This window comes from Pseudomonas sp. RA_15y_Pfl2_54 (assembly GCF_963971015.1).
Lineage (GTDB): Bacteria > Pseudomonadota > Gammaproteobacteria > Pseudomonadales > Pseudomonadaceae > Aquipseudomonas > Aquipseudomonas baetica_A.
In genome coordinates this window covers 38,087-62,169 of sequence record NZ_CAXAPN010000011.1, presented here as the reverse complement: position 1 = coordinate 62,169, position 24,083 = coordinate 38,087, and the positions used below count along the sequence as shown (strand labels likewise).

The 24,083-nt window shown below is 59.9% G+C and carries 20 protein-coding genes and 1 pseudogene; 15 read left to right on the top strand and 6 right to left on the bottom strand.

Annotated elements, in window-relative coordinates:
* Positions 1–13: 13 nt before the first annotated feature.
* The 7 genes from algG (at position 14) to AACY50_RS10430 (ending at position 9,321) form a co-directional block, all read left to right on the top strand.
* A complete protein-coding gene (algG, locus tag AACY50_RS10460; RefSeq protein ID WP_339432067.1) occupies positions 14–1,585 on the top strand; it encodes a mannuronan 5-epimerase AlgG in 1,572 nt (523 codons plus the stop codon).
* 10 nt (positions 1,586–1,595) lie between these two features.
* The gene (locus AACY50_RS10455) at positions 1,596–3,056 is read left to right on the top strand and encodes an alginate O-acetyltransferase (RefSeq protein WP_339538536.1); all 1,461 of its coding nucleotides are present in this window, start codon (positions 1,596–1,598) and stop codon (positions 3,054–3,056) included.
* 8 nt (positions 3,057–3,064) lie between these two features.
* Entirely contained in the window at positions 3,065–4,189 is a 1,125-nt protein-coding gene (locus AACY50_RS10450) for a mannuronate-specific alginate lyase (RefSeq protein ID WP_339432065.1), read from the top strand.
* A 132-nt stretch (positions 4,190–4,321) separates the two neighbouring features.
* Complete coding sequence (locus AACY50_RS10445; RefSeq protein ID WP_221729956.1) at positions 4,322–5,887, top strand: MBOAT family O-acyltransferase; 1,566 nt, start codon at positions 4,322–4,324, stop codon at positions 5,885–5,887.
* A gap of 10 nt (positions 5,888–5,897) precedes the next feature.
* Complete coding sequence (locus tag AACY50_RS10440; RefSeq protein ID WP_339494789.1) at positions 5,898–7,073, top strand: alginate O-acetyltransferase; 1,176 nt, start codon at positions 5,898–5,900, stop codon at positions 7,071–7,073.
* A gap of 14 nt (positions 7,074–7,087) precedes the next feature.
* The gene (locus tag AACY50_RS10435; RefSeq protein WP_339432063.1) at positions 7,088–7,744 is read left to right on the top strand and encodes an alginate O-acetyltransferase AlgF; all 657 of its coding nucleotides are present in this window, start codon (positions 7,088–7,090) and stop codon (positions 7,742–7,744) included.
* Between the two features lie 125 nt (positions 7,745–7,869).
* Complete coding sequence (locus AACY50_RS10430) at positions 7,870–9,321, top strand: mannose-1-phosphate guanylyltransferase/mannose-6-phosphate isomerase (RefSeq protein WP_339432062.1); 1,452 nt, start codon at positions 7,870–7,872, stop codon at positions 9,319–9,321.
* A gap of 486 nt (positions 9,322–9,807) precedes the next feature.
* Here AACY50_RS10430 and AACY50_RS28740 read toward each other — a convergent pair.
* Positions 9,808–10,144: pseudogene (locus AACY50_RS28740) on the bottom strand (RHS repeat-associated core domain-containing protein); the annotation flags it as partial.
* A gap of 175 nt (positions 10,145–10,319) precedes the next feature.
* On the opposite strand from AACY50_RS28740, the gene AACY50_RS10420 reads away from it, so the two are divergent.
* The 3 genes from AACY50_RS10420 to AACY50_RS10410 all read left to right on the top strand — a co-directional run bounded on the left by AACY50_RS10420 (position 10,320) and on the right by AACY50_RS10410 (position 12,894).
* Positions 10,320–10,784: a multidrug transporter gene (locus tag AACY50_RS10420; protein ID WP_339432061.1), complete on the top strand. Its 465-nt coding sequence runs from the start codon at positions 10,320–10,322 to the stop codon at positions 10,782–10,784.
* Between the two features lie 35 nt (positions 10,785–10,819).
* On the top strand, positions 10,820–11,644 hold the full coding sequence (locus AACY50_RS10415) for an SDR family oxidoreductase (protein WP_339432060.1): 825 nt from the start codon (positions 10,820–10,822) through the stop codon (positions 11,642–11,644).
* Positions 11,645–11,892: 248 nt separating this feature from the next.
* Positions 11,893–12,894: a sel1 repeat family protein gene (locus tag AACY50_RS10410; RefSeq protein WP_339432059.1), complete on the top strand. Its 1,002-nt coding sequence runs from the start codon at positions 11,893–11,895 to the stop codon at positions 12,892–12,894.
* Positions 12,895–12,984: 90 nt separating this feature from the next.
* Here AACY50_RS10410 and AACY50_RS10405 read toward each other — a convergent pair whose 3' ends face one another.
* From AACY50_RS10405 to AACY50_RS10390, 4 genes are all read right to left on the bottom strand, one after another.
* Positions 12,985–13,854 carry an HlyD family secretion protein gene (locus AACY50_RS10405; protein ID WP_339494785.1) on the bottom strand — a complete coding sequence of 290 codons (870 nt, stop codon included), beginning with the start codon at positions 13,852–13,854 and terminating at the stop codon, positions 12,985–12,987.
* A 10-nt stretch (positions 13,855–13,864) separates the two neighbouring features.
* Positions 13,865–14,065 (bottom strand): DUF1656 domain-containing protein, encoded by a 201-nt coding sequence (locus AACY50_RS10400; protein ID WP_339494783.1) that lies wholly within the window; start codon positions 14,063–14,065, stop codon positions 13,865–13,867.
* On the bottom strand, positions 14,055–16,247 hold the full coding sequence (locus AACY50_RS10395; protein ID WP_339538535.1) for an FUSC family protein: 2,193 nt from the start codon (positions 16,245–16,247) through the stop codon (positions 14,055–14,057). The genes AACY50_RS10400 and AACY50_RS10395 overlap by 11 nt, the downstream gene beginning before the upstream one ends.
* Before the next feature lie 138 nt (positions 16,248–16,385).
* Entirely contained in the window at positions 16,386–17,885 is a 1,500-nt protein-coding gene (locus tag AACY50_RS10390; RefSeq protein WP_339465850.1) for an efflux transporter outer membrane subunit, read from the bottom strand.
* 195 nt (positions 17,886–18,080) lie between these two features.
* Here AACY50_RS10390 and AACY50_RS10385 point away from each other — a divergent pair, with 195 nt between their 5' ends.
* The 4 genes from AACY50_RS10385 (at position 18,081) to AACY50_RS10370 (ending at position 22,141) form a co-directional block, all read left to right on the top strand.
* The gene (locus AACY50_RS10385; RefSeq protein ID WP_339432055.1) at positions 18,081–19,049 is read left to right on the top strand and encodes a LysR family transcriptional regulator; all 969 of its coding nucleotides are present in this window, start codon (positions 18,081–18,083) and stop codon (positions 19,047–19,049) included.
* Between the two features lie 406 nt (positions 19,050–19,455).
* A complete protein-coding gene (locus AACY50_RS10380; RefSeq protein ID WP_339432054.1) occupies positions 19,456–19,830 on the top strand; it encodes a DUF6124 family protein in 375 nt (124 codons plus the stop codon).
* Positions 19,831–20,512: 682 nt separating this feature from the next.
* Positions 20,513–21,487 carry a 2-hydroxyacid dehydrogenase gene (locus AACY50_RS10375; protein WP_339538534.1) on the top strand — a complete coding sequence of 325 codons (975 nt, stop codon included), beginning with the start codon at positions 20,513–20,515 and terminating at the stop codon, positions 21,485–21,487.
* Positions 21,488–21,631: 144 nt separating this feature from the next.
* Positions 21,632–22,141: a DUF2165 family protein gene (locus AACY50_RS10370; protein ID WP_339432052.1), complete on the top strand. Its 510-nt coding sequence runs from the start codon at positions 21,632–21,634 to the stop codon at positions 22,139–22,141.
* Positions 22,142–22,161: 20 nt separating this feature from the next.
* Here AACY50_RS10370 and AACY50_RS10365 read toward each other — a convergent pair whose 3' ends face one another.
* Positions 22,162–23,064: a DMT family transporter gene (locus AACY50_RS10365; RefSeq protein ID WP_339432051.1), complete on the bottom strand. Its 903-nt coding sequence runs from the start codon at positions 23,062–23,064 to the stop codon at positions 22,162–22,164.
* Between the two features lie 139 nt (positions 23,065–23,203).
* Here AACY50_RS10365 and AACY50_RS10360 point away from each other — a divergent pair, with 139 nt between their 5' ends.
* Positions 23,204–24,079, top strand: coding sequence for an AraC family transcriptional regulator (locus AACY50_RS10360; RefSeq protein WP_339432050.1), 876 nt, complete (start codon positions 23,204–23,206; stop codon positions 24,077–24,079).
* The last annotated feature ends 4 nt before the right edge of the window (positions 24,080–24,083 follow it).

Below are 24,083 nucleotides of genomic sequence, written 5' to 3'. Positions count from 1 at the left end.
GGGAGTGCCCGACATGAATAACGCAAGGAAAGGCTCGCTCAGCCTGTTGGCCGGCGCCCTGCTGCTGGCCTCCGCTGGCGCCTTCGCCACCGGTGCGCCGGTCAAGCCTGTCACCGTTGCCAAAGAGTTGCAGCAAGCCAAGACCTATACCGTCAGCAGCGCGCCGACCGAGGAACTGGAACTGGCCAGGCCGACACTGCCCGACCTCTCCGGCTACACCGCCGAAGCCGCCGCCGCGAAAATCGTCCGTAGCCAACCGGGCAAGATCAGCGTGCGCCGGATGATGCAGGAAGACGCCCTGAAGGACTTCATCGGCGGCGACAACAAAATGGCTGAATGGGTGGTGCGTCAGCACGGCATCCCGCAGGCGATCTTCGTCGACGACGGCTACATGAACCTCAAAGAGTTGGCGCAGAAGCTGCCCAAGCAGTACTTCAGCGAAACCTCACCGGGCGTGTACCTGGCCAAATTGCCGATCGTGGTTGGCCGTAAAGGCATCCTCGAAATCGACGGCCAGACCCAAGAGCTGCGCCTGTCACAAGAGGCCGGTTCGTTCCTGGTCAACGACGGCCAGTTGTTTGTGCGTGACACCAAAGTCACGGGCTGGCGCGAGAAGGACAACGGCCCGGCGACCTTCCGTTCGCCGAAGGAATTCCGGCCGTTCCTGCTCGCCTGGGGTGGCACCGAGACCTACATCGTCAACAGCAAAATGGCCAGTTTCGGCTACGCCAACAGTAAGTCGTACGGGGTGAGCATTTCCCAGTACACGCCGAACATGGCCAAGGTACTCAAGCGTCCCGAGCCTACCGGCTGGATCGTCGGTTCCGAGTTCTCGGACATGTGGTACGGCTTCTACTGCTACGAGACCCGCGACTTCGTGGTCAAGGGCAACACCTACAAAGACAACATCGTCTACGGCATCGACCCGCATGACCGCTCGCACGGCCTGATCATTGCCCAGAACACCGTTCACGGCACGAAGAAGAAGCACGGGATCATCATTTCCCGTGAGGTCAACGACAGCTTCATCTTCAACAACAAAAGCTACGACAACCACCTCTCGGGCCTGGTGATCGACCGTAACAGCGTCAACAACATCGTGGCCTACAACGAGATCTACAAGAACCACACCGACGGCATCACCCTCTACGAGTCCGCCGACAACCTGCTGTGGGGCAACAAGGTCATCAGCAACAAGCGCCACGGCATCCGCATTCGTAACAGCGTGAACATCCGCCTCTACGAGAACATCGCCATGGCCAACGGCCTGACCGGCGTCTACGGCCACATCAAAGACCTGACCGACACCGACCGTGACATCAAGCTCGACCCGTTCGACGCCCAGGTCTCGCTGATCGTGGTGGGCGGTGAACTCGCGGCCAACGGCAGCGGCCCGCTGTCGATCGATTCGCCCTTGAGTGTCGAGCTGTATCGCGTGTCGATGCTGGCGCCGACCAAATCCAGCGGCATCAGCTTCAACGGCATCCTCGGCGAGCGCCAGGATGAAATTCTCGACCTGCTGGTGCGCCAGCAGAAAGCCGTGCTGATCGACCCTGTCGAACGCCAGACCGAACTGCAGGACTGAGGATAATTTTATGCACCCACACTTGATCAGATTACTCAGCCTGTCGGCCCTGACCGTGGGCATTCTGACCGCCAGCAATGGCGCTCGCGCCGACGAGGCTGCCGGTGTCACCCCGCCCAGGTTCACCGCCGAGCCGTGCTGCAACCTGTGCCCGGCCGCCCATGACGCGAAGAACTACACCACGCGTTATCAGCAGAACTTCACCACCCTGGTGCAGGCGCAAGGCGACTGGCTGTTCCGGACTCAGGAAGACCTGCGCACCGAATTCAACACCACCCCGGCCGGCTACAAACGCCTGCAACAGTTGCACGATGCGTTCAAGAGCAAAGGCGTGGAACTGGTGATCGTCTATCAACCGACCCGGGGCCTGGTGAACCGCAACAAACTCAACCCGCAGGAAAAAGCCGCGTTCGATTACGAGAAGGCTTTGGGCAACTACAAGACCATGCTCGGCCGTTTTGCGCAGATGGGCTACGTGGTGCCGGACCTGTCGCCGCTGACCAACGAATCGCTGCCGGACACCCTGCCCGCCCACGATTTCTATTTCCGTGGCGACCAGCACTGGACGCCATACGGCGCGCAGCGCACGGCAAAAATCGTCGCCGAGAAGGTCAAGCAGATCCCGGCCTTCGCCGACATTCCCAAGCGTGAGTTCGAGACCAAGCGGTCCGGCCGCATGGGCAAAACCGGCACTTTGCATAACATGGCCGGGCAACTGTGCGGCACCAGTTACGCGATCCAGTACATGGATCAGTTCACCACCGAGCCGAAAGGCGAGGCCGCTGACGGCGATCTGTTCGGCGATTCCGGCAACCCGCAAATCACCCTGGTCGGTACGTCCCACAGCGGCAAGAACTACAACTTCGCCGGTTTCCTGCAAGAAGACATCGGTGCCGACATTCTCAACGTTGCCTTCCCCGGCGGTGGTCTGGAAGGTTCGATGTTGCAGTACCTGGGCAGCGACGAATTCCAGAAGAGCCCGCCGAAAATTCTCATCTGGGAGTTCTCGCCGCTGTATCGCCTCGATCAGGAAACCATCTACCGCCAGATGATGGCGCTGCTCGATAACGGCTGCGAAGGCAAAGACGCTCAGATGAGCGCCAGCACCACGCTGAAACCGGGCAGCAAACAGGAACTGCTGGTCAACAGCAAGAACATGAACCTGCAAAACAGCAGTCATCAGGTTGACATCCGTTTCGCCGACACCTCGGTGAAAACCCTGCAAGCCACCCTCTGGTACATGAACGGTCGCCACGAGGACATCAAGATCGAGAAACCGGAAACCTCCGACACCGACGGTCGTTTCGCCTTTGAGTTGCGCACCGACGAAGACTGGGGCTCGCAAAACCTGCTGGCAGTCGAAGTTCAGGGCCCGGAAGCGGGCACCGCGCCACAGAAAGTCGAAGCGAAAATCTGCAAACGCAACGTATTCCCGGGCGCTGGGCAACACACCGCTCAGGTCGGGCAATGAGGTCTGCTATGCGAAATCGAACGATCAAACACCTGCTTGCGCCATCCCTGCTCACCCTGGCGATGTTCGCCGGGGCGACTCAGGCCGCGGCGCCACTGCGTCCACCTCAGGGCTACTTCGCCCCTGTGGATAAATTCAAGACCAGCGACAAAAGCGAAGGCTGCGACGCAATGCCGACGCCGTACACCGGCCCGCTGCAATTTCGCAGCAAATACGAAGGCTCGGACAAGGCCCGCGCGACGCTCAATGTGCAATCGGAAAAAGCCTTCCGCGACACCACCAAAGACATCACCACGCTGGAACGCGGCACCGCCAAACGCGTCATGCAGTTCATGCGTGATGGTCGCCCGGAGCAGCTCGATTGCACGCTGGACTGGCTGGCCGCGTGGGCCAAGTCCGACGCCTTGATGTCGAAAGACTTCAACCACACCGGCAAATCGATGCGCAAATGGGCGCTGGGCAGCATGGCCTCTTCGTACATTCGCCTGAAATTCTCCGACTCGCATCCACTGGCGGAGCATCAGCAGCAAGCGCAGGTGATCGAAGCCTGGTTCAGCAAAATGGCCGATCAGGTGATCAGCGACTGGGACAATCTGCCGCTGGAAAAAACCAACAACCATTCGTACTGGGCGGCGTGGTCGGTGATGGCGACGTCGGTCGCGACCAACCGCCGCGACCTGTTCGATTGGGCAGTGAAGGAATACAAGGTCGGCGCCAATCAGATCGACGCCGACGGCTACCTGCCGAACGAACTCAAGCGCCAGCAACGCGCCCTCGCCTATCACAACTACGCCCTGCCGCCGCTGGCGATGATCGCCAGTTTCGCCCAGGTCAACGGTGTCGATCTGCGCCAGGAAAACAATGGCGCACTGAAACGCTTGGCTGATCGCGTGCTGTCCGGGGTGAAAAACCCGGATGAATTCGAGAAGAAGAACGGCAAAAAACAGGACATGACCGACCTGAAAGAGGACATGAAATTCGCCTGGCTCGAACCGTTCTGCACCCTCTACACCTGCTCGGCGGATGTGCTGGAGAAGAAGCACGGGATGCAACCGTTCAAGACCTTCCGCCTGGGTGGCGACCTGACCAAGGTCTACGACCCGGCGCATGAGAAGGGCAACAAGGGTTCGTAAGAAGGAATGCAATCCCCTGTGGGAGCGGGCTTGCTCGCTCTCACAGTGAAGTGATGTCGCCCCCTGAATTTTCACGGGGGGTTTGGGGGGGCTTTGGCCCTTGACTGTTGGTTCAAACATGGAGAGATCGGGATGGTATTTTCATCCAACGTGTTCCTGTTTCTGTTCTTGCCGATCTTTCTCGGCTTGTACTACCTGAGCGGGCAACGCTATCGCAACCTGCTGCTGCTGATCGCCAGCTACGTGTTCTATGCCTGGTGGCGCGTGGACTTCCTCGCCCTGTTTGCAGCGGTGACGCTGTGGAACTACTGGATCGGCCTCAAAGTCGGTGCCGCCGGCGTGCGTACCAAACCGGCCCAGCGCTGGCTGCTGGCCGGCGTCGCGGTGGATCTGTGCATCCTGGGCTACTTCAAATACGCCAACTTCGGCGTCGACAGCATCAACGCGATGATGACCTCGGTCGGTCTTGAGCCGTTCATCCTGACCCACGTACTGCTGCCGATCGGTATCTCGTTCTACATCTTCGAGTCGATCAGCTACATCATCGACGTGTATCGCGGCGACACCCCGGCCACGCGCAACCTGATCGACTTTGCCGCGTTCGTGGCGATCTTCCCGCACCTGATTGCCGGCCCGGTGTTGCGTTTTCGTGACCTGGCCGACCAGTTCAACAACCGCACGCACACCCTCGACAAATTCTCCGAAGGCTGCACGCGGTTCATGCAGGGTTTCATCAAGAAGGTCTTCATCGCCGACACCCTCGCGGTGGTGGCCGACCATTGCTTCGCCCTGCAAAACCCGACCACGGGCGATGCCTGGCTCGGCGCGCTGGCCTACACCGCGCAGCTGTATTTCGACTTCTCCGGTTACAGCGACATGGCCATCGGCCTGGGTTTGATGATGGGTTTCCGCTTCATGGAAAACTTCAAACAGCCGTACATCAGCCAGTCGATCACCGAGTTCTGGCGCCGCTGGCACATCAGCCTGTCGACCTGGTTGCGTGACTACCTCTACATCACCCTCGGCGGTAACCGCAAAGGCACGCTGATGACCTATCGCAACCTGTTCCTGACCATGCTTTTGGGCGGTCTGTGGCACGGCGCGAACATCACTTACATCGTTTGGGGCGCCTGGCACGGCATGTGGCTGGCGATTGAAAAAGCGCTGGGCCTGAATACCTCGCCGCGCAGCCTCAACCCGATCCGCTGGGCGCTGACCTTCCTGCTGGTGGTGATGGGCTGGGTGATCTTCCGTGCCGAGAACCTGCACGTTGCCGGGCGCATGTACGGCGCGATGTTCAGCTTCGGCGACTGGTCGCTGTCGGAACTCAATCAGGCCAGCCTCACCGGCCTGCAAGTGGCGACGCTGGTGGTGGCTTACGTGACGCTGGCGTTCTTCGGTCTGCGTGATCTGTACACCAACCAGCCTCCGGTCAAAACCAAGCCAGCGGTCAACGTCGAAACCGACGGCCCGGCCGCTGCGACCCCAGGAATGATCAAGGCTGCCCCCGGCGAAAACCCGGCGAGCATCCACGAGCCTGGCTACACCGTCGGCGTTGAAGCCCAGGTGCAAGCGGCCTACTGGACGGCGGACTGGTCACGCTACGTGATGCGCGGCTTGATCCTGCTGCTGTTCATCGCCTCGATTCTCAAACTCTCGGCGCAAAGCTTCTCGCCGTTCCTTTACTTCCAGTTCTGAGGGATCTGACATGACCCGCTCATTACGCATTTTCTACATCGCCCTGTTCCTGGTGACTCTGCTGGTCTTGGGTCTGTGGTCAGTGCGCAGCTTTTTCGGTTTCAGCACCAACGCCGACGCGACAGTGCTCAACGGCCGCTGGACCAAGGCTGTGGAAACCCATTACGACGATGAATTCCCGATCAAGCGTCTGGGCACCAATCTCTGGGCCGCGCTGGATTTCAAACTGTTCAACGAAGGTCGTCCGGGCGTGGTGCTCGGTCGCGATCAGTGGTTGTACAGCGACGAGGAATTCAACCCGATCGTCAACGAAGAGTTGAACCTGCAAGGCAACTACGCGCTGGTCGAAGGCGTGCGCCAGACCTTGAAAGCCAAAGGCGTGAAACTGGTGATGGCGATCGTGCCGGCCAAGGTTCGCCTGTACCCGGAGCACCTGGGTGAAGTGAAACCGGCGAGCATCCACGAAAACCTCTATCAGGATTTCCACGCCCGCGTGGCGGCGGACAAGATCCTCGCCCCCGACCTGCTCAAGCCATTGCAACAGGCCAAGCAGAACGGTCAGCAAGTGTTCCTGCGCACCGACACGCACTGGACGCCTGAGGGCGCCGAGGTTGCGGCCAACACCCTGGCGAAAACCATCGCCGACAAGTTCCCGCTCAGCGGCGAGCCGCAGCGCTTTGTCACCACGCCGGCCGAGAAGGTCACGCACAAGGGCGACCTGCGTCTGTTCCTGCCGCTGGACCCGCTGTTCGAAAACCTGATGCCGGCGCAAGAGCCACTGCAAAAGCGCAACACCGTGGCCGCGGGTGATCAGCCGGCCGGTGACGACGCCCTCTTCGCCAACAACGAAGTACCGGTCGCATTGGTCGGCACCAGCTACAGCGCCAACCCCAACTGGAACTTCGTCGGTGCACTCAAACAAGCGCTGCACAGCGACGTGGTGAGCTACGCCGAGGACGGCCACGGCCCGATTCGACCGATGCTCAGCTACCTCAAAAGCGATGACTTCAAGAACAGCCCACCACAGGTGCTGATCTGGGAGTTTCCTGAACGTTATCTGCCTGTGAACAACGAAATCGGCGACGCCGACCCGCAGTGGGTCGCAGAGCTTAAACAAGCCGGCGCCCGCCAACAAAACGTCGCTGTAAACACTCAATCCGAGACGCCCGACCGGGCGCAAAACTGAAAGAGAGGTACACCATGACTTTCACTACCAATCATCAAAGTCTCGTGAAACGCATTGCACTGGTTGCAGGTCTGAGCGTGCTGTCGGTCCAGGCCTTTGCCGGTGGCGACGCCGCGCTCTACGGCCCGACCGCACCGAAAGGCTCGACCTTCGTGCGGGTCTACAACGCCAGCAACGCCGAAGTCAGCGCCACTGTCGGCAGCACCAGCCTGAGCGATATCGCACCACTGGCCAGCAGCGACTTCAGCTTCATGCCGGGCGGCGATTACAGCGCCAAGGTCGGCAGCCAGAGCCTGGCGGTGAAACTCGCCGGTGACCACTACTACACCCTGGTCAACAACGCCTCCGGCGCGCCGCAACTGATCGAAGAGCCGCCGTTCAAGAACAAGCAGAAATCCCTGGTGCGCGTGCAGAACCTCAGCGACAAACCGCTGACCCTGAAAACCGCCGACGGCAAGACCGAAGTGGTCAAGAGCGTCGCCGCCAAGGGCCGTGGCGAACGTGAAATCAACCCGGTGAAAGTCAGCCTGGCGCTGTTTGAGGGCGACAAAAAAGTCAGCGACGTGAAACCGGTCGCGCTGGAACGCGGTGAAGCCGCGGTGCTGTACGTCACCGGTAACGGCAGCAATCTGTCGCCGGTCTGGGTGAAACGCCCGGTGTCGACGCGCTAACAATTTTTCCTGCCTGACCCCGTCCCCACTGTGGAAGGGTTGTCAGTTCGGATACGAGACAAAAACAAGAGTGAAACGACACAGGTTCGTGGCTCTAACCCAATCGATTTTATGGAGTAAACAATATGATTCCGGTGATCTTGTCAGGTGGTAGCGGTTCACGTCTTTGGCCGCTTTCGCGTAAACAGTTCCCTAAGCAATTCCTCGCCCTGACCGGCGAACACACGCTGTTCCAGCAAACCCTGGAACGCCTGGTGTTCGAAGGCATGGACACGCCCATCGTGGTCTGCAACAAGGATCACCGCTTCATCGTCAACGAGCAGTTGAGCAACCGTAACCTGGAATGCCAGCGCATCCTGATGGAACCGTTCGGCCGCAACACCGCGCCGGCTGTGGCGTTGACGGCGATGATGCTGGTCAATGAAGGTCGCGACGAACTGATGCTGGTGCTGCCGGCCGATCACGTTCTGGAAGATCAGAAAGCCCTGCAACGCGCACTGGCTCTGGCCACCGTCGCCGCCGAAAACGGTGAAATGGTGTTGTTCGGCGTACCCGCAACGAAACCGGAAACCGGTTACGGCTACATCAAGTCCAGCAACGATTCGTTGTTGCCAGAAGGCGTCAGCCGCGTTTCGCACTTTGTCGAAAAACCCGATGTGAAACGCGCTACCGAGTACGTCGAGTCCGGCGGTTACTACTGGAACAGCGGCATGTTCCTGTTCCGCGCCAGCCGCTTCCTCGAAGAACTGAAAAAGCACGACCCGGACATCTACGACACCTGCCTGCTGACCCTTGAGCGCAGCGAGCAAGACGCCGACACCGTCACGCTGGACGAAGCCACCTTCGCCTGCTGCCCGGACAACTCCATCGACTACTCCGTGATGGAGAAAACCCAGCGCGCCTGCGTGGTGCCGCTGACGGCGGGCTGGAGCGATGTCGGTTGCTGGTCGTCGCTGTGGGAAGTCAACGAAAAGGACGCCAACGGCAACGTCACCAAGGGCGACGTGGTCATTCAGGACAGCAAGAACTGCATGATCCACGGCAACGGCAAACTGGTGTCGGTGATCGGTCTGGAAAACATCGTCGTGGTCGAAACCAAGGACGCCATGATGATCGCCCACAAGGACAAGGTCCAAGGCGTCAAGCAGATGGTCAACACGCTCAACGAGCAGGGCCGCAGCGAAACCCAGAACCACTGCGAGGTCTATCGTCCGTGGGGTTCTTACGACTCGGTGGACATGGGCGGGCGTTTCCAGGTCAAGCACATCTCGGTCAAACCGGGTGCGTGCCTGTCGCTGCAGATGCACCACCACCGCGCCGAGCACTGGATCGTGGTCAGCGGCACCGCCGAAGTGACCTGCGATGAAAACGTGTTCCTGCTCTGCGAAAACCAGTCGACCTACATCCCGATCGCCTCGGTGCATCGCCTGCGCAACCCCGGCAAGATCCCGCTGGAAATCATCGAAGTGCAGTCCGGTTCGTACCTGGGTGAAGACGATATCGAGCGTTTCGAAGACATCTACGGTCGCTCGACCCCGATCGAACGCGGCGTGTCGGTGAAAACCATCGCGCAGTGATCGACCTGCAATAAAAAGCCCTCGTCCAGCCCACTGCGTCCCCTATCCGCAGTGGGTTGGGCGGGGGCTTTTTTGCAGGTCTCTACATTCAGCCAGCCTTTCACCCAGAGGACTGGGCAGTCTTGACCGCTTGCTCTTCCCGCGCGGGTCTATAACGTTCCCACCCTGCACGATCGCTTCGCCAAGGAGCGTACTGAGTCCCGCTGAAAGCACTTCGCCGCCGTGATACATCACAGGGCCCGACGGCGGAGAAGTTTCGGTGATCACGACGGCCCTGACGTGGGCCTCATGGGTATTGAGCAGCGCGCCGCTTTTGGCCCCCAGCTTTGCCAGTTCAACGGGAATTTGCCGTCGGTAGTCCTGCACTTTCGGGTCCGGACTGCTCTGAAAATAATTGCGCACCGGTTGCATGCCGGCCGCCTGGATCGGGCTGACCAGTTTTTTCTCGGCTAGAACGTGATAGACCCGATCATCGAGTTTCTTCTCTGGCTTGCGTCCGTCGCTGTCTCGATAGACCACAGGACTGTTGCGCATCGCCCGGTAGCGGTTATGGCCATCGATGGCCCCGGCAGGGTCCGGATTCAACCAGCGCTGCAACCACGGGATGTAATAGCGATGGCCGAAGTCATACAAACCGGTGGCATCGCGTTCCTTGCCCGAATAGCGAATGTTCTTGTAACTTGCGCCAGGGCAGACAGCGATTGCTGTAGCGGGCGGCTTGCAGGTCATGGCCCGGGTTTTGTGCACCGACGTGAATCAATTTGAGCAGATTGCCGCCAGCGTCATACCGATAGCTTTGTGAGTAATTGGCGATCGCTGCCGGCCCGCGCCGCGCCGCGCCGGCATCCCTTTACCTCGAACATCAGAGCAGCGGCGAACGGCCCTGCCAACTGTCAGAAATTACAGTCCCGACCGACGGTGCCCGGTTTAACAGCCGAATGTCCATTCCCGCGCCCCTTCGGTAGGATGGTGGGCACGTGTTCAAGGAGCGTTCAAACATGTTCATCGGCATCTTGCTGATCATCACCTGGTTGATCCTGTTGTTGCGCTATCCGGCCAAGGCCCTGCCTGTCTCCGTAGCGGCGGCTATCGGCTTGGGGTTGGTGGCGATGTGGGTCGTTTGGCTGGACAACCGCGAGGTCAAGCAATTGGCTCGCCTGGAGATGCGCATCAGCTACGCACCGGAACAATGCCCCGCGGATCGGCCGTTGCAACTGAAGATGAACAACGGCAACGATGTGCCACTGACCGAACTGCGCTGGCGCATCGGTGCCTACGCACCCGGCGACACCGTGAATCTGGCCGATAACCAATACACCGCCCCGCGTTATCGCGGCCCCGGCGAGTTACAGGCCGGCGCTGATTGGGAAGACTGCCTGCCTATGCCGCCCCTGCGCCCCGGTTATCGCCCGCAAACCCTGGAGTTTCGCGCCGAGCGATTGCAGGGCAGTTTCTCCGACTGATCCCCTTCCCCACTTTTTTGCACAAGGAATGCGCCATGCCCGTTGCGTTGATTACCGGTTGTTCCAGCGGCATTGGCCGTGCGCTGGCCGATGCGTTCAAAAGCGCCGGTTTTGAAGTCTGGGCCACTGCACGCAAGCCTGAAGACATCGCCGCGCTCAGCGTCGCCGGGTTTACCGCGATTCAACTGGACGTCAACGACGGCGCGGCACTGGAACAACTCGGCGAACGGATCAACCAGCAACACGGCAGCCTCGACGTGCTCATTAACAACGCCGGTTACGGCGCCATGGGCCCGTTGCTCGACGGCGGTGTGCCCGCCATGCAGCGCCAGTTCGAAACCAATGTTTTCTCCATTATCGGTGTCACCCGCGCACTGTTCCCCGCCCTGCGCCGGGGCAAAGGGCTGGTGGTGAATATCGGCAGCGTTTCCGGCGTTTTGGTCACGCCGTTCGCCGGTGCCTACTGCGCCTCGAAAGCGGCGGTGCATGCCCTGAGCGATGCGCTGCGCATGGAGTTGGCGCCGTTGGGCATTCGCGTGATGGAAGTGCAACCGGGGGCGATTCAATCGAGCTTCGCCAAAAGCGCCGGGCATGAGGCTGAGCAGTTGATCAACGAGCAATCGCCATGGTTTCCCCTGCGTGAAGGCATTCGCGCACGGGCCAAGGCCTCGCAGGACAAGCCGACACCGGCCAGTGAGTTTGCCGCCGGGGTCCTCAAGGCCGTGCAGCAGCGCAAGCCGCCACGCCTGATCCGTCTCGGCAATGGCAGCCGGGCGTTACCGTTGCTGGCAACGTTGTTGCCCAAGGGGTTGCTGGAATCGGCGTTGATGAAGCGGTTCGGCTTGCGCGGAAACTTTTGATTACAACTGATGAAATGGCCAAACCGGTCGATCTACGTAGAATGCGCCGCGCATGAAGTACCCGACGCTTCATGTGAACCCGAAACCCGATAGCGCATGGAGTCGCTGGGGCAAGCATCGAAGCAAGGGAATTGCTGAACACTGATCTCCCCCTCCCCGACTGTTTCCGCCCGAAGCGGTCGCTGCTTTGTTGACCTGCCTGACGCGAGCTCTGCTCACACGCATCAATTCAGATCAGGAAACATCCCTTGAAACTCTTCAACGTATTGCCTCTGGCATTGCTCACGGTGCTGGCAGGCTGCGCGACCAAAGAACTGCCCCTCAATGACACGCTGCCCAAACTGACCCTGCAAAACGTGCTGCCGGTCGTGACCGCCAACGAGCATTGCAACGCGCAGATGGACAGCGACATTCTGTATGGCGTCGGCTACCGGTTGTACGAAAACGGAGAGTACAAGGACGCCAAAACCTGCATGGTCATGGCCGCCCCCAAGCACACTCGCGCGTTTTGCTACCTGTCGATGACCACCCGCTATGACTCAACCCTGACCGCCGACCAACGTAACACCGAAGCCTTCAACTACATGGCTTACGCAGCGACGCAGAACGACTGGTGCGCGGAATACGGTATGTACGAGAGCTACAAATACGGCAAAGTCGGGACCCGGCAAGATGCTGCGCTCGCCACTCGCTGGCTGGAGCGTTCCTCGCTGCATGGCTATGCCGAATCCCAGCAGATATTGATCGAGCAATACGAGGAACTGGGTAACCTGAGCGCCGCCTACGCCTGGACCAGGATCATGGCCAAAGCCGAAGACACCACGGCGGGCGCTGACCTGAAAGCCAAGATGAACGCCGCTCAGATCGCCGAAGGCGACAAGCTTTACAGCGAACTTGTCACCCAGGTCACCAGCAAGAAAACATTGTTCGCTGAAGCACGCGAAGAAGACGTCGGACGTTACTCCGCCGATATCTATCAGAACTATCCGGACACCTTCAAGGGCATGTCATCTGTCGAGCGTTACGACTATGTGAAGCAAACCATGCGCACTGCTATCGAGCAGCCCTTCACCAAAAACCGTGGCGACGTTGTGGCCTACATCGTACTGAACCGCGCCGCTCAGTTGAAAAAGCCTGACGCGAATATCGCAACAGACCCGCGGATCGTCGCCCTCATGGAAGATCAAGCATTGTCGGTGGACGAAGCCATCGAGTCTGGACTGCGGGTAGTCAACACGTTCTACCGATAAGCTCAGTCGCGAGCAGGCTCACTCACACACAGGTCTGTGTCACACCGAAGAACCTCTGTGGGAGCCTGCTAGCGCTGGCAGCCACGCGGTCTATCCGTTATCCACAGCGTCCTGCTTCACCACCACCGTACAAGTCATCCCCGCTGCCAACAGCACCCCCGCCGGCACTTCATCAATGTGAATGCGTACCGGCACGCGCTGGGCCAGTCGCACCCAGTTGAAGGTCGGGTTCACATCGGCAATCAGCTCGCGACTTTGCGGGTTGTCGCGGTCGTAGATGCCGCGCGAGATACTTTCCACATGCCCCTTCAAGACTTCGCCGCTCATCAGTTGCATGTCGGCCTGATCACCGACGCGTACGTGGGGCAGTTTGGTCTCTTCAAAGAAGCCGTAAACCCAGAACGAGTTCATGTCGACCACGGCCATTTTCGCCTCGCCGATGCGTGCGTAGTCGCCGCGATGGACGTTGAGGTTGGTCACATAGCCGTCCACCGCTGCGCGCACTTCGGTGCGTTTGAGGTTGAGTTCAGCGGCTTCCAGTTGCGCTTGGGCGTGCTGGTAGTCAGCCAGTGCAGCGTCGGCGATGTTGCTCGCGTCGTCGCGGTTTTCCTTGGAGATCACCAGGTTGTCCAGATCGGCGCGGCGGTGGGCGTTGACCTTGCGCATTTCCCACGTCGACTTGCGCGAAGCGACCAGCGACTGCGCCTGTTTCACTGCGATGCGGTAATGCTCCGGGTCAATCTGCATGAGCAAATCACCCTTCTTCACTAACTGGTTGTCGCGCACCGGCACATCGATGACTTCACCGGTGACGTCGGCGGCGACGTTGATGATATCGGCGCGCACGCGGCCGTCGCGGGTCCACGGCGTGTTCATGTAGTGCTCCCACAGCGTGCGGCCGATCCACAACGCCAGGGCCAGCACAAGCAGGGTCGCGAGTAGGCTGAAAAACTTTTTCATCAGTACGTTCTCAACGGTAGACAGTCAGCGCCAAGGCGCCGAACAGACAAGTAAACAGACTCAGGCGCAGCAGCGCCGGGTGCCAGAAGAAGCGGTACAGATCGAACCCTGAGAGAAACCGGTCCAGCGCCCAGGCCAGCGCTGCAGCGATGAAAAACATCAGGGTCATGGTCGGCATGTACACGCCGTCGAAAGCGATTTCACGGGGCATGGGCAAGTCCTTCAGGCTTGGCTTGCGTGAGCGCAGCAAGCGGTGATTGCGGGTCGAGCAATGAGGTGCGAATGAAGTGCAGATAGCTCTTCACCCGGCGCAGCGCGGAGGTGTCGAAGTGCGGTGCGAACGGCTCATCGGTGGCCGCGACCCGGCTGATCGCGTGATCGACCGCCACCAGTGCGCGTTCCAGATTGCTTTGATTGGGCTGCAAGAACAGCCGCACCAACGCCCGGCCCATCACGCGGATCGCCTGACGCCACGGCTGCGATTCGGCATAGGCCGGGTGCACCGGCAAGATCGCCTGTTCCTTGCGCAACTCAATGATCGCGTGACCGACTTCGAGCACCACGAACATCCAGCGCAACAGGTTCTTTTGCACGGTCGGCTGGCCCGCCGCCAGACCGTAGGCCTGATGCAACAAGTCGCGGGTACGGCTCTCGAAACTCGACGCCAGGCCTTTGAGCTTGCCACTGATCGCATAGACCACCTGGCCACGCAGATCCTGCTCCAGACGCTGCCACAACCAACGGCTGTTGGGCGGCAGGATAATCGCGCCAGCCGCCGCACAGACCAGCATGCCCATGACCATGGCGATGTAGTCGTTGATGAAGGCGTACGGGTTGTAGACAGTCAGGTTGTCCGGTACAGAACCGGTGCTGAAGAAGATCAACAGACCGAGGCCGACACCGGCGTACTGCGGCCGCGAGGTCAGGAACGAGCCCAGTACGATCACCGGCGCGAGCATCACGCACAGCAACGGGAAACCGTCGATCCACGGGAAGATGAAAAACATTTCGACGAAGCCGATCAGTGCGCCGAGGAAGGTGCCGCAAGCCATTTGAAAGGCCATGCGTTTCGGGTTTGGCGTGGCGGCGGACAGGCCCACAGTGGCCGCGGCGATCAGCGTCATCGTCGCACCACTCGGCCATGCCGTCGCGACCCAATAACTGCCCAGCACGATCAAAATAAACGAGGCGCGAATGCCCGACGCCGCGGCTGCCCACCAGTTGGTTTGCGAGGTGAACGACTCGTCCCAGCGCTCGCGTTCGTGGCGGTGATCGGCGAGCGAGGCGTGGGTCTGTGCATAACTGTGCAGGTCATCGACGAAGCGATAGAGCAACTCGTACGCGGTGTGAAAATCCAGTTGCTCGGCGTCGCTCGGCTCGCACTCCTGAAAGATTGCCCGCAAGCTGCGCACCCGCGCCGGCAAGCCTTCTTTGTAGGTCGCCAGCGCCGCGACCAGCCGTGCCGCATCGGGGCTGGTCAAGGCACGGCCACTGAAGCCATCGAGCACTTCGGCCAGATCCTGCAAACCGGGTCTGATCGCCACCACGACGTGTTCTTCGTCATAGCCACGCAAGCGTTCGAGCAACTGATGCAGCGCATTGAAACGGGTGGTGATGCCCATGAACTCACTGTTCAAACGACTCAGCCGACCGTTGCGCCGACGCATTTGCGGGTCTTCGAACACGGTCACGCTGCGCAGCCCTTCCAGGCCCACGGCTTCGGCGATGAACCGTACGTTGCTGGCTTCAAAGTCTTGCGCTTTGCTTCGCCCGCGCAGGCCATTGGTGACGAACAAGGCAAACACACCAAAGCGCTGATACAACGCGTTGCGCATAGCGGCGCTGGCGGTCTGCGGCACAATCGCGGCGCTGATCACGGTCGAGCAGACAATCCCCAGGGAGATTTCCAGCACCCGCCATACCGCCGCCATGAACGCGCCATCCGGGTGCGCCAACGCTGGCAAACCGACCATCGCAGCGGTGTAGCCGGCCAGCACAAAACCGTAAGCACGGAAGTTACGGCAGCGTGCGGCACCGGCCGAGCAGATGCCCACCCAGATTGCCAGCGAGCCGAGAAACAACTCGGTGTTCTGCGCAAACAACGCAATCAGCGTGACCATCATCGCCGACCCGGCGAGGGTGCCGAGGAAGCGATAGAAACTCTTGGCAAATACATGACCGCTCTGCGGCTGCATGACGATGAACACCGTGATCATCGCGGTGCGCGGCTGCGGCAGTTCCAGACGCATCGCCAGCCACAGGGTCAGGAAAGCGGCGAACAGCACCTTGAAGATGTAGACCCAGGTCACGCCATCGCTGCGCGCCCAGTCGAACACACCCCGGCGCCATTCCAGGGAGTAGAGCCAGCGCAGCGGGGCGGGCAAGGGAGTCATTTGATTGTGCTCAATGAAGTTCAGTCAGGTCGCAAAACATGTGGGCGCTAGCGTGCGAGTGACAGCGGTGTGTCAGTCGACGAAAAAGCCAACTGACGCGCCCTCATCGCGAGCAGGCTCGCACAACAGGTTTTGGGTTCACCGTAAAAGGGCCGGGGTTTTCGGGGCTTGGGTTTGTTCGGCAGTCGGCACGTCGTTGCCGGCACCGAGCCCGCCGCCGAGCGCGGTCACCAACTCGGCATGCGCACTCAGCCGCGCCGCCTGCACCTGCTGTTGCACCTGCTGCTGCTTGAACAGCAACGTCTGCGCGTTCAGCACGTTGAGGTAATCGGTGAGGCCCCGTTGATAGGCGATCATCGCGATGTCGTACGTTTTCTGCGCAGCGGCCACCGACTCGGCGGCGAACCCTTGTTGCTTGTCCATCGACTCGCGGCGGATCAATTGATCGGAGATGTTTTTCAGCGCATTGACCAGGGTCTGGTTGTAGTGCGCCACGGCGATGTCGTAACCGGCCGACGCTTCTCCCAATTCGGCACGCAGTCGTCCACCGTCGAAGATCGGTAACGAGATTGCCGGGCCAACGTTGTAGTTGAGCTTCTTGCCGGTCAAAAACTCCAGCGCACCACCGCCGGTGGCCATGTAACCAAGGCTGCCGACCAGGTCGACGTTGGGATAAAACCCGGCGTGCGCCACATCGATCCCCCGCGCCTGCGCCGCCACTTGCCAGCGACTGGCAACCACGTCCGGACGCTGGCCGAGCAATTGGGCGGGCAGCGCGCCGGGCAATTTCAATGCAGCGCCGAGAGACAAGGTCGGACGCTGCAACTGCGCACCCTCGCCCGGCCCCTTGCCCGCCAATGCGGCCAGTTGATTGCGGCTCAGGGCAATTTCCTCGTCCAGCGCATCGAGTTGTCGATGGGTTTCCGGCAACGGCGTTTGGGCCTGACTGACTTCGAAGTGCGTGCCGATCCCGCCGTCCAGACGCTTGTGCGCCAGATCGAGAATCTGCTGTTGCTGCTTGAGCGTGGCGGCGACGATGTCGCGCTGGGCGTACTGCAGCGACATCTGGATGTAGGCGCGCACGATGTTGTTCTGCAACTCCAACTGCGCCAGCCGCGCCTCGGCGGCGCTCATGTGCGCCAGATCCACAGCACGCTCGCTGGCGTTGCTCTCGCGGCCCCAGAGGTCGAGCGCGTAGCTCAAACCCAGCGCAGCGTTGTTGTCCCAAGTGGTGGAATTGGCCAGATCACCGGGACCGTAGAACGGATCGGTTGGCCAGTTGTGACGCTTGAGGGTCGACTCGCCATTGATCTGCAACGACTCGGCCGCTTGCGCGACGCCGGCCAGGGCTTTGGCCTGACGCACCCGCGCAGCGGCCATGGCCATGCTCGGGCTGCCTTGCACGGCGAGGTCGATCCAGCGATTGAGTTGCGGGTCGCCGTAGGCTTGCCACCATTGTGCGGTGGGCCAGTGGGCGTCACGGGCGGCGTGGGCGATGGCCTCGTCGGTGGCCAGCGCATTGGCCTCCAACGCTTTGCCCTGTGGGGCAATTCCTTCGGTACCGATGCAGCCGCCGAGAGCCAGGGAAAAAGCCAGAACACTGAGCGGCAAAAGCGCTCTGTTGATGCGACGCGGCACAGCTGCGAATTCCTGAGAAAGGGGTATGGCGGGGGAGGTGTATAGGGAACGGCGCAATTCTAGGGGGGCGACCTGGCGGCGATAAGCTGGGATTCCTGTGAATCTTTGTTACCGTTAACGAGATAATCCGTTGGTCGGGGGTCTCAGCCCCCGAAACTTCGTGTCACAATTTGCCATCTCCCTTGAGAGCACCCCATGGACACTTTGCAAAACATGCGCGCCTTCAGTTGTGTGGCCGAAGCAGGCAGCTTCACCGCCGCCGCCGTGCAACTCGACACCACCACAGCCAACGTCTCGCGCGCGGTCTCCAACCTGGAAGCCCACCTGCAAACCCGCCTGCTCAACCGCACGACACGGCGCATCGCCCTGACCGAAGCCGGCAAGCGTTACTTGCTGCGCTGCGAGCAGATTCTGGCCTACGTCGAAGAGGCAGAGGCCGAAGCCAGCGAAGCCCACGCGCGCCCTGCCGGGCAGTTGAAAGTGCACACCATGACCGGCATCGGCCAGCACTTCGTCATCGACGCCATCGCCCGCTATCGCAAGACCCACCCGGACGTCACCTTCGACCTGACCATGGCCAACCGCGTGCCGGACCTGCTCGATGAAGGCTACGACGTCTCCATCGTGCTGGCCCGCGAACTGCCGGACTCCGGCTTCGTCTCGCAACGCCTGGGCATCACCTACAGCATCGTCTGTGCCTCACCGGCCTACGTGAAAGCCAACGGCTGCGCACAAAAGCCCAGCGACCTGCTCAACCACGCCTGCCTGCGCCTGGTCAGCCCGGTAATCCCTCTGGAAAAATGGGCCTTCGACGGCCCCGAAGGCCAGGAAATGGTCACCATCAACAGCTCCCCGTTCCTGGTGAACTCCGCCGACGCCATGAAAACCGCGATCATCAGCGGTATGGGCCTGGGTGTTCTACCGGTGTACGCCGCCATCGAAGGCTTGCGCAACGGCACGCTGGTACGGGTCATGCCCAACTACCGCTCGCAGGAACTGAACCTGTACGCGATCTACCCATCGCGGCAATACCTTGATGCAAAGATCAAGACGTGGGTCGAGTACCTGCGCGGCTCGTTGCCGGAAATCCTTGCTGCACACCAGGCAGAACTGGCCGCCTACGAACTCAGCGGCAGCCTCGCCGGAGCACGCGTAGCCAACTGATTTTCAACACACCGTGAAACCTGCAGGAGCTGCCGCAGGCTGCGATCTTTTGACCTTGATGTTTAAAAATCAAAAGATCGCAGCCTACGGCAGCTCCTACATTTCGGGCTTTTCGCGGAACTTTCCGACGTGTTTTGCAGGTTGTCCGTCGGAAGTGCGGTGGATAGGCTTTGGGTGTCGCTGACGAATCAGCGACCGGGTCTGGAAAACCCGTAGGATCACAGCACATGACATAATGCCGCGCTTTTTCAGCGCCGGTTTTTGAGTTATGGCGGCTGTACGTGGGAGACCTTCGGGTCTGCCGGGTTTGATCCTTTGCCGGTTTTTCCAGTCCGCGTACAGCTGCCACCCTTTCGCCTGGAAAACGAAACATGGCAGCTCCATTTCCATCTAAAGGATCTTTGTCATGAAAAAGCACAGCCCGAATCCGCCCGGAGCGGATAACACCTCTCCCTACGAATCGCCTGATTCGAAGAAATTCCACGAAGCCGCCGAGCGAGCGCTCGACCACTACCTCAAACCCAACGCCCTGACCCTGCGCTTCCACAAACCCAGCACCATGTTTCAGGTCGCGCCGGGCCAAGACAACGAAAGCCTCCTCGTCCACGCCTGCGAATCACTGGCCCAAGCCAACATCATGAGCAGCGACATCGCCGCCTACGTCGACCTCCCGCAACGCCGCACAATACTGGCGATTCAGCAGATCATCATGCTGGCGGAACTGGCCGTGAATCGCGTACTGGATAACGTCGACATCCCCCAACCCGCGCCACACAGCTGACCCCTTGCAGGAGTGAGCCTGCTCGCGATTGCAGGCTCACATTCAACATCGTAGGTGCCTGACACACCGTCATCGCGAGCAGGCTCACTCCTACAATGTGAATCGCATACAACCTGCTAAAAATCGATCGGCTGTCAGGCCGCCATCGCTGGCAGGCCAACTCCACACAAAAGCAACAGCAAGATCAAAAGATCGCAGCCTTCGGCAGCTCCTACAAAGGAGGCAAGGACAACCCGCACGCGGCGAATGCCGCCCCACTCAACAGGATGAGCGTTAGCTCGGCTGCAGCTCTTGATCTTGATCCACGGGCGACGTCGGAAGGCTGAGCGGAGGGATTGATCCGGGGGTGGGAGCGCAGCGACCGTTTGGCGCAGCCAAACACATCGAAAGGAGGTGCAGCGAAGCAAACCGGAAGCGATGCCCCCGGATCGATCCCGGAGCGAAGGCACCCCGAGCCCCAGCGAGCGGGCCGCACGTAGGAGCAAGCGTTTTTTTGCTTACTTTTTTTAGGCGTTTGTAAAAAAAGTGAGTCGCCGTAAGGGCGAAACCTCAAGCCGCCATCACAAACAAACCGGATATTCACCCCACCCACCAAACCCTGGTCGGCCCAGAGGCCGCCAAGACACCCCAAAACAAAAATGTTAGCTTGCTTGGCATCAAGCCCGAACAAGAGCCAAAAACGATGAAAAAAACAGTCCTGGCCTTCAGCCGCATCACCCCAGCCATGATCGAACGCCTGCAACAAGAGTTCGACGTCATCGTCCCCAACCCGAAGGCCGGCGACATCAACGCCCAATTCAACGAAGCCCTGCCCCACGCCCACGGCCTGATCGGCGTCGGCCGCAAACTCGGCAGAACCCAACTCGAAAACGCGACAAAACTCGAAGTGGTCTCCAGCGTCTCCGTCGGCTACGACAACTACGACCTCGACTACTTCAACGAACGCGGGATCATGCTCACCAACACCCCGGACGTGCTCACTGAAAGCACCGCCGACCTCGCCTTCGCGTTGATCATGAGCAGCGCCCGCCGCGTCGCCGAACTCGACGCCTGGACCAAGGCCGGGCAATGGCAAGCCAGCGTCGGCGCCCCGCTGTTTGGCTGCGACGTGCATGGCAAAACCCTCGGCATCGTCGGCATGGGCAACATCGGCGCCGCTATCGCCCGCCGTGGTCGCTTCGGTTTCAACATGCCGATCCTCTACAGCGGCAACAGCCGCAAGAGCGAACTTGAACAAGCACTCGGCGCACAATTTCGCAGCCTCGATCAACTGCTGGCCGAAGCCGATTTCGTCTGCCTGGTCGTTCCGCTCAGTGACAAGACCCGCCACCTGATCAGCCATCGCGAACTGGGCCTGATGAAGCCAAGCGCGATTCTGGTCAACATCTCCCGTGGCCCGGTAGTCGACGAACCGGCGCTGATTGAAGCCCTGCAAAACAACCGGATTCGCGGTGCCGGCCTGGACGTGTACGAGAAAGAACCGCTGGCCGAGTCGCCCCTGTTCCAATTGAAAAATGCCGTGACCCTGCCGCACATCGGCTCGGCAACGAATGAAACCCGCGAAGCCATGGCCAATCGCGCCTTGGCCAACTTGCGCAGCGCGTTGCTCGGCGAACGCCCGCAAGACCTGGTAAACCCGCAAGTTTGGCGTGGCTGAAAAAACGGGAAAGTGCGCCATGGCACTTGCCCGTTAGTTGGTTTAATACACAACTTGAAATTGAACAACAAACCTAATTAAACAACAAAATTATAAGCTCTCCGAATTGTCGAATAATCGACAATGCAATGGAGAGCTAAAACCTTGAACGCCCTGACCACCGACAGACTTATCCGTTACAGCAAAGTTATATTGATGGCTTACATCAGTTTCTTTGGCCTACTGGTGATGACTCACAACTTCACCGACTATGATTCAAACTACACTTACGTGGCGCACATCCTGAGCATGGACACCACCACTGCCAGTGACACCATCAAGTATCGAGCCATCGAGTCGCCGATGATTCATCACCGGATCTACTGGTTCATTATCACCCTGGAAGTCACGTATACAGTGTTGTGCCTGATAGGCACCTATCAGCTCTATCGCAACATCAACGCCTCCGCCGAAATATTCCACGAGGCAAAAAAGTTCTCGATCATGGGCATCCTCGCGGCAATATTCATTTATTACGTGTGCCTGCAAACCGTGGGGGTGGAATGGTTTGACATGGACACTTCGCAATCATGGAATGCCAAGGACTGGGCACGGCATATCGTTGACTTCATCTTCCCTGTCATGATTTACATCACCTTGAAAGTCGAGCGCTGAAGTTCAGCGCTCGTTTTATTTCAAACCAACTTTCCCGACATCGGCGGCGCCACCGCTTTCGGTTTGCGAAACACCAGCACGTTGCCCAGCATCACTAACACCAGTCCGAACAGCGCCGGCGCCGTCCACTGATACCCTTCGGCAAACGCGGAGACGTTCAACGCCACCACCGGGAACAGCACCGTACAGTACGCGGCGCGCTCCGGCCCCATGCGCCCGACCAGCGTCAGATACGCCGTGAAACCGATGACCGAACCCGGTATCACCAGATACAGCAGAGCCCCTACATAACGCGGCGACCCGTCCATGTTGAATGGAATGCCTTTGACCAGGCACCACACCGACAACATCGCCGCGCCGTAGGCCATGCCCCAGGCGTTGGTGGTCAGCGGCTTGAGACCCGCCTTTTGTTGCAGGCTCGACAGCATGTTGCCCGCCGAGAAACACAAGGTGCCGCACAGCGCCAGCCCCAAGCCGAGCAAGGTTTGCGGACTGGCGTGATGACCGGCCAACTCCGGCCAGAACAACATGCCCAACCCGAACAGGCCCAGCGCACCGCCCATCAGCACGTTTGGGGCAATACGCTGACCGAAAAACACCCTTGCATTGAGCGCGTTCCATAGCGTGGCGGTAGAAAACACCACCGCCACCAAGCCGCTGGGAATCCACTGACTGGCGGTGAGAAAGCACATGAAATTGATGCAAAACAGACACAAGCCCTGGGCCACGCAGATCAAATGGCCGCGCCGGTTCATGGGTTGCAGTCGACGACTCAACAGCAACAGCACGAACAACACCAGCGCGGCGAGTCCAAAGCGGTAGACGATCGACACCGGGATCGCCACCACACCCAATTGCCATTTCAAGGCAATCCATGTGGTGCCCCAGATCAGCACCGTCAGCAGATACAACGACAGGTTCATGGTAAACACTCCTAGATAGGCCTTGAGTGTCAGTTGCGGCAGGTGACAAGCGCTTGCATAAACTTGCGCTTTTGTCGGGCGGCCGGCTGGCAGCGGGACGGCTACGGAGTACGATGCAAGGCGTTGAAGAGAACCGATCATGTCCGCCATCGATAACCTGCAAGTCTTCCAGGCGCTTAACCGCTCGCCGAACTCTCGCCTGCTGCACAGCGCCGAGCTCGGCGACGGTTTGTCTGCGGCCCTGTGGACCAACCACCACGACGCCCAGGAATACGAAGCACCGAGTCATCACACCCTGTCGTGCTACATCGCCGGTGGCACCGGCACGTTTCGCCGCGGTCAACCGGGGCACAAGGGTGGCCCGGACAAGTTGTGCATCCTGCCGGCCGATCACGAATCGGGCTGGGTCATCAACGGCGATATCCGCCTGGCACACTTGTATTTCAGCGCTGAACAATTTGCCCTTGGTTGCATCACCTTGCTTGATCGCGAACCGCGACAGATGCAGTTGCGCGAGCAGACCTTTCTTGAAGACCCACACCAGGCGCAACGTTTCCGACAGTTACTGACGCTGAACTGGGACGAACCCGCCGAACGTTTGCTGACCAGTAGCCTTGCTCATGAATTGATCAGCCATACCTTGCTCAGTCAGGTTGGTGTTCGTCAGGGCTTGCGCCTCAAGGGCGGGCTGGCGCCGCACCAGCGCCGACAATTGGTGGAGTTCATTGATGCGCAGTTGGCCGAGCCCATCAGCCTTGGGCAATTGGCCGGGTTGTGTGCCCTGTCGGAGTACCACTTTGCACGGATGTTTCGCGTGAGTTTCGGACTGCCACCGCATCAGTACGTGTTGGCGCGACGTCTGAGCCGGGCGCGGGAATGGCTGCGCAATACAACGTTGCCGTTGGGTGAGATTGCGCTGGCGTGCGGGTTTGCCAGCGCCAGTCATTTCGCCAATAGGTTCCGGCAGATTTCGGGCGGGACGCCCGGGGAGTATCGGCAGGCGTTTTTGCGTTAGTGCC

Bases quoted from the DNA above. Each gene is read 5' to 3' on its own strand.
- AACY50_RS10445 (WP_221729956.1), top strand. From the start codon at position 4,322: ATGGTATTTTCATCCAACGTGTTCCTGTTTCTGTTCTTGCCGATCTTT.
- AACY50_RS10365 (WP_339432051.1), bottom strand. From the start codon at position 23,064: ATGAACCTGTCGTTGTATCTGCTGACGGTGCTGATCTGGGGCACCACA.
- AACY50_RS10400 (WP_339494783.1), bottom strand. From the start codon at position 14,065: ATGCCCCGTGAAATCGCTTTCGACGGCGTGTACATGCCGACCATGACC.
- AACY50_RS10430 (WP_339432062.1), top strand. From the start codon at position 7,870: ATGATTCCGGTGATCTTGTCAGGTGGTAGCGGTTCACGTCTTTGGCCG.
- AACY50_RS10360 (WP_339432050.1), top strand. From the start codon at position 23,204: ATGTCCGCCATCGATAACCTGCAAGTCTTCCAGGCGCTTAACCGCTCG.
- AACY50_RS10440 (WP_339494789.1), top strand. From the start codon at position 5,898: ATGACCCGCTCATTACGCATTTTCTACATCGCCCTGTTCCTGGTGACT.
- AACY50_RS10385 (WP_339432055.1), top strand. From the start codon at position 18,081: ATGGACACTTTGCAAAACATGCGCGCCTTCAGTTGTGTGGCCGAAGCA.
- algG (WP_339432067.1), top strand. From the start codon at position 14: ATGAATAACGCAAGGAAAGGCTCGCTCAGCCTGTTGGCCGGCGCCCTG.
- AACY50_RS10415 (WP_339432060.1), top strand. From the start codon at position 10,820: ATGCCCGTTGCGTTGATTACCGGTTGTTCCAGCGGCATTGGCCGTGCG.
- AACY50_RS10455 (WP_339538536.1), top strand. From the start codon at position 1,596: ATGCACCCACACTTGATCAGATTACTCAGCCTGTCGGCCCTGACCGTG.
- AACY50_RS10375 (WP_339538534.1), top strand. From the start codon at position 20,513: ATGAAAAAAACAGTCCTGGCCTTCAGCCGCATCACCCCAGCCATGATC.
- AACY50_RS10380 (WP_339432054.1), top strand. From the start codon at position 19,456: ATGAAAAAGCACAGCCCGAATCCGCCCGGAGCGGATAACACCTCTCCC.
- AACY50_RS10395 (WP_339538535.1), bottom strand. From the start codon at position 16,247: ATGACTCCCTTGCCCGCCCCGCTGCGCTGGCTCTACTCCCTGGAATGG.
- AACY50_RS10420 (WP_339432061.1), top strand. From the start codon at position 10,320: ATGTTCATCGGCATCTTGCTGATCATCACCTGGTTGATCCTGTTGTTG.
- AACY50_RS10405 (WP_339494785.1), bottom strand. From the start codon at position 13,854: ATGAAAAAGTTTTTCAGCCTACTCGCGACCCTGCTTGTGCTGGCCCTG.
- AACY50_RS10435 (WP_339432063.1), top strand. From the start codon at position 7,088: ATGACTTTCACTACCAATCATCAAAGTCTCGTGAAACGCATTGCACTG.
- AACY50_RS10450 (WP_339432065.1), top strand. From the start codon at position 3,065: ATGCGAAATCGAACGATCAAACACCTGCTTGCGCCATCCCTGCTCACC.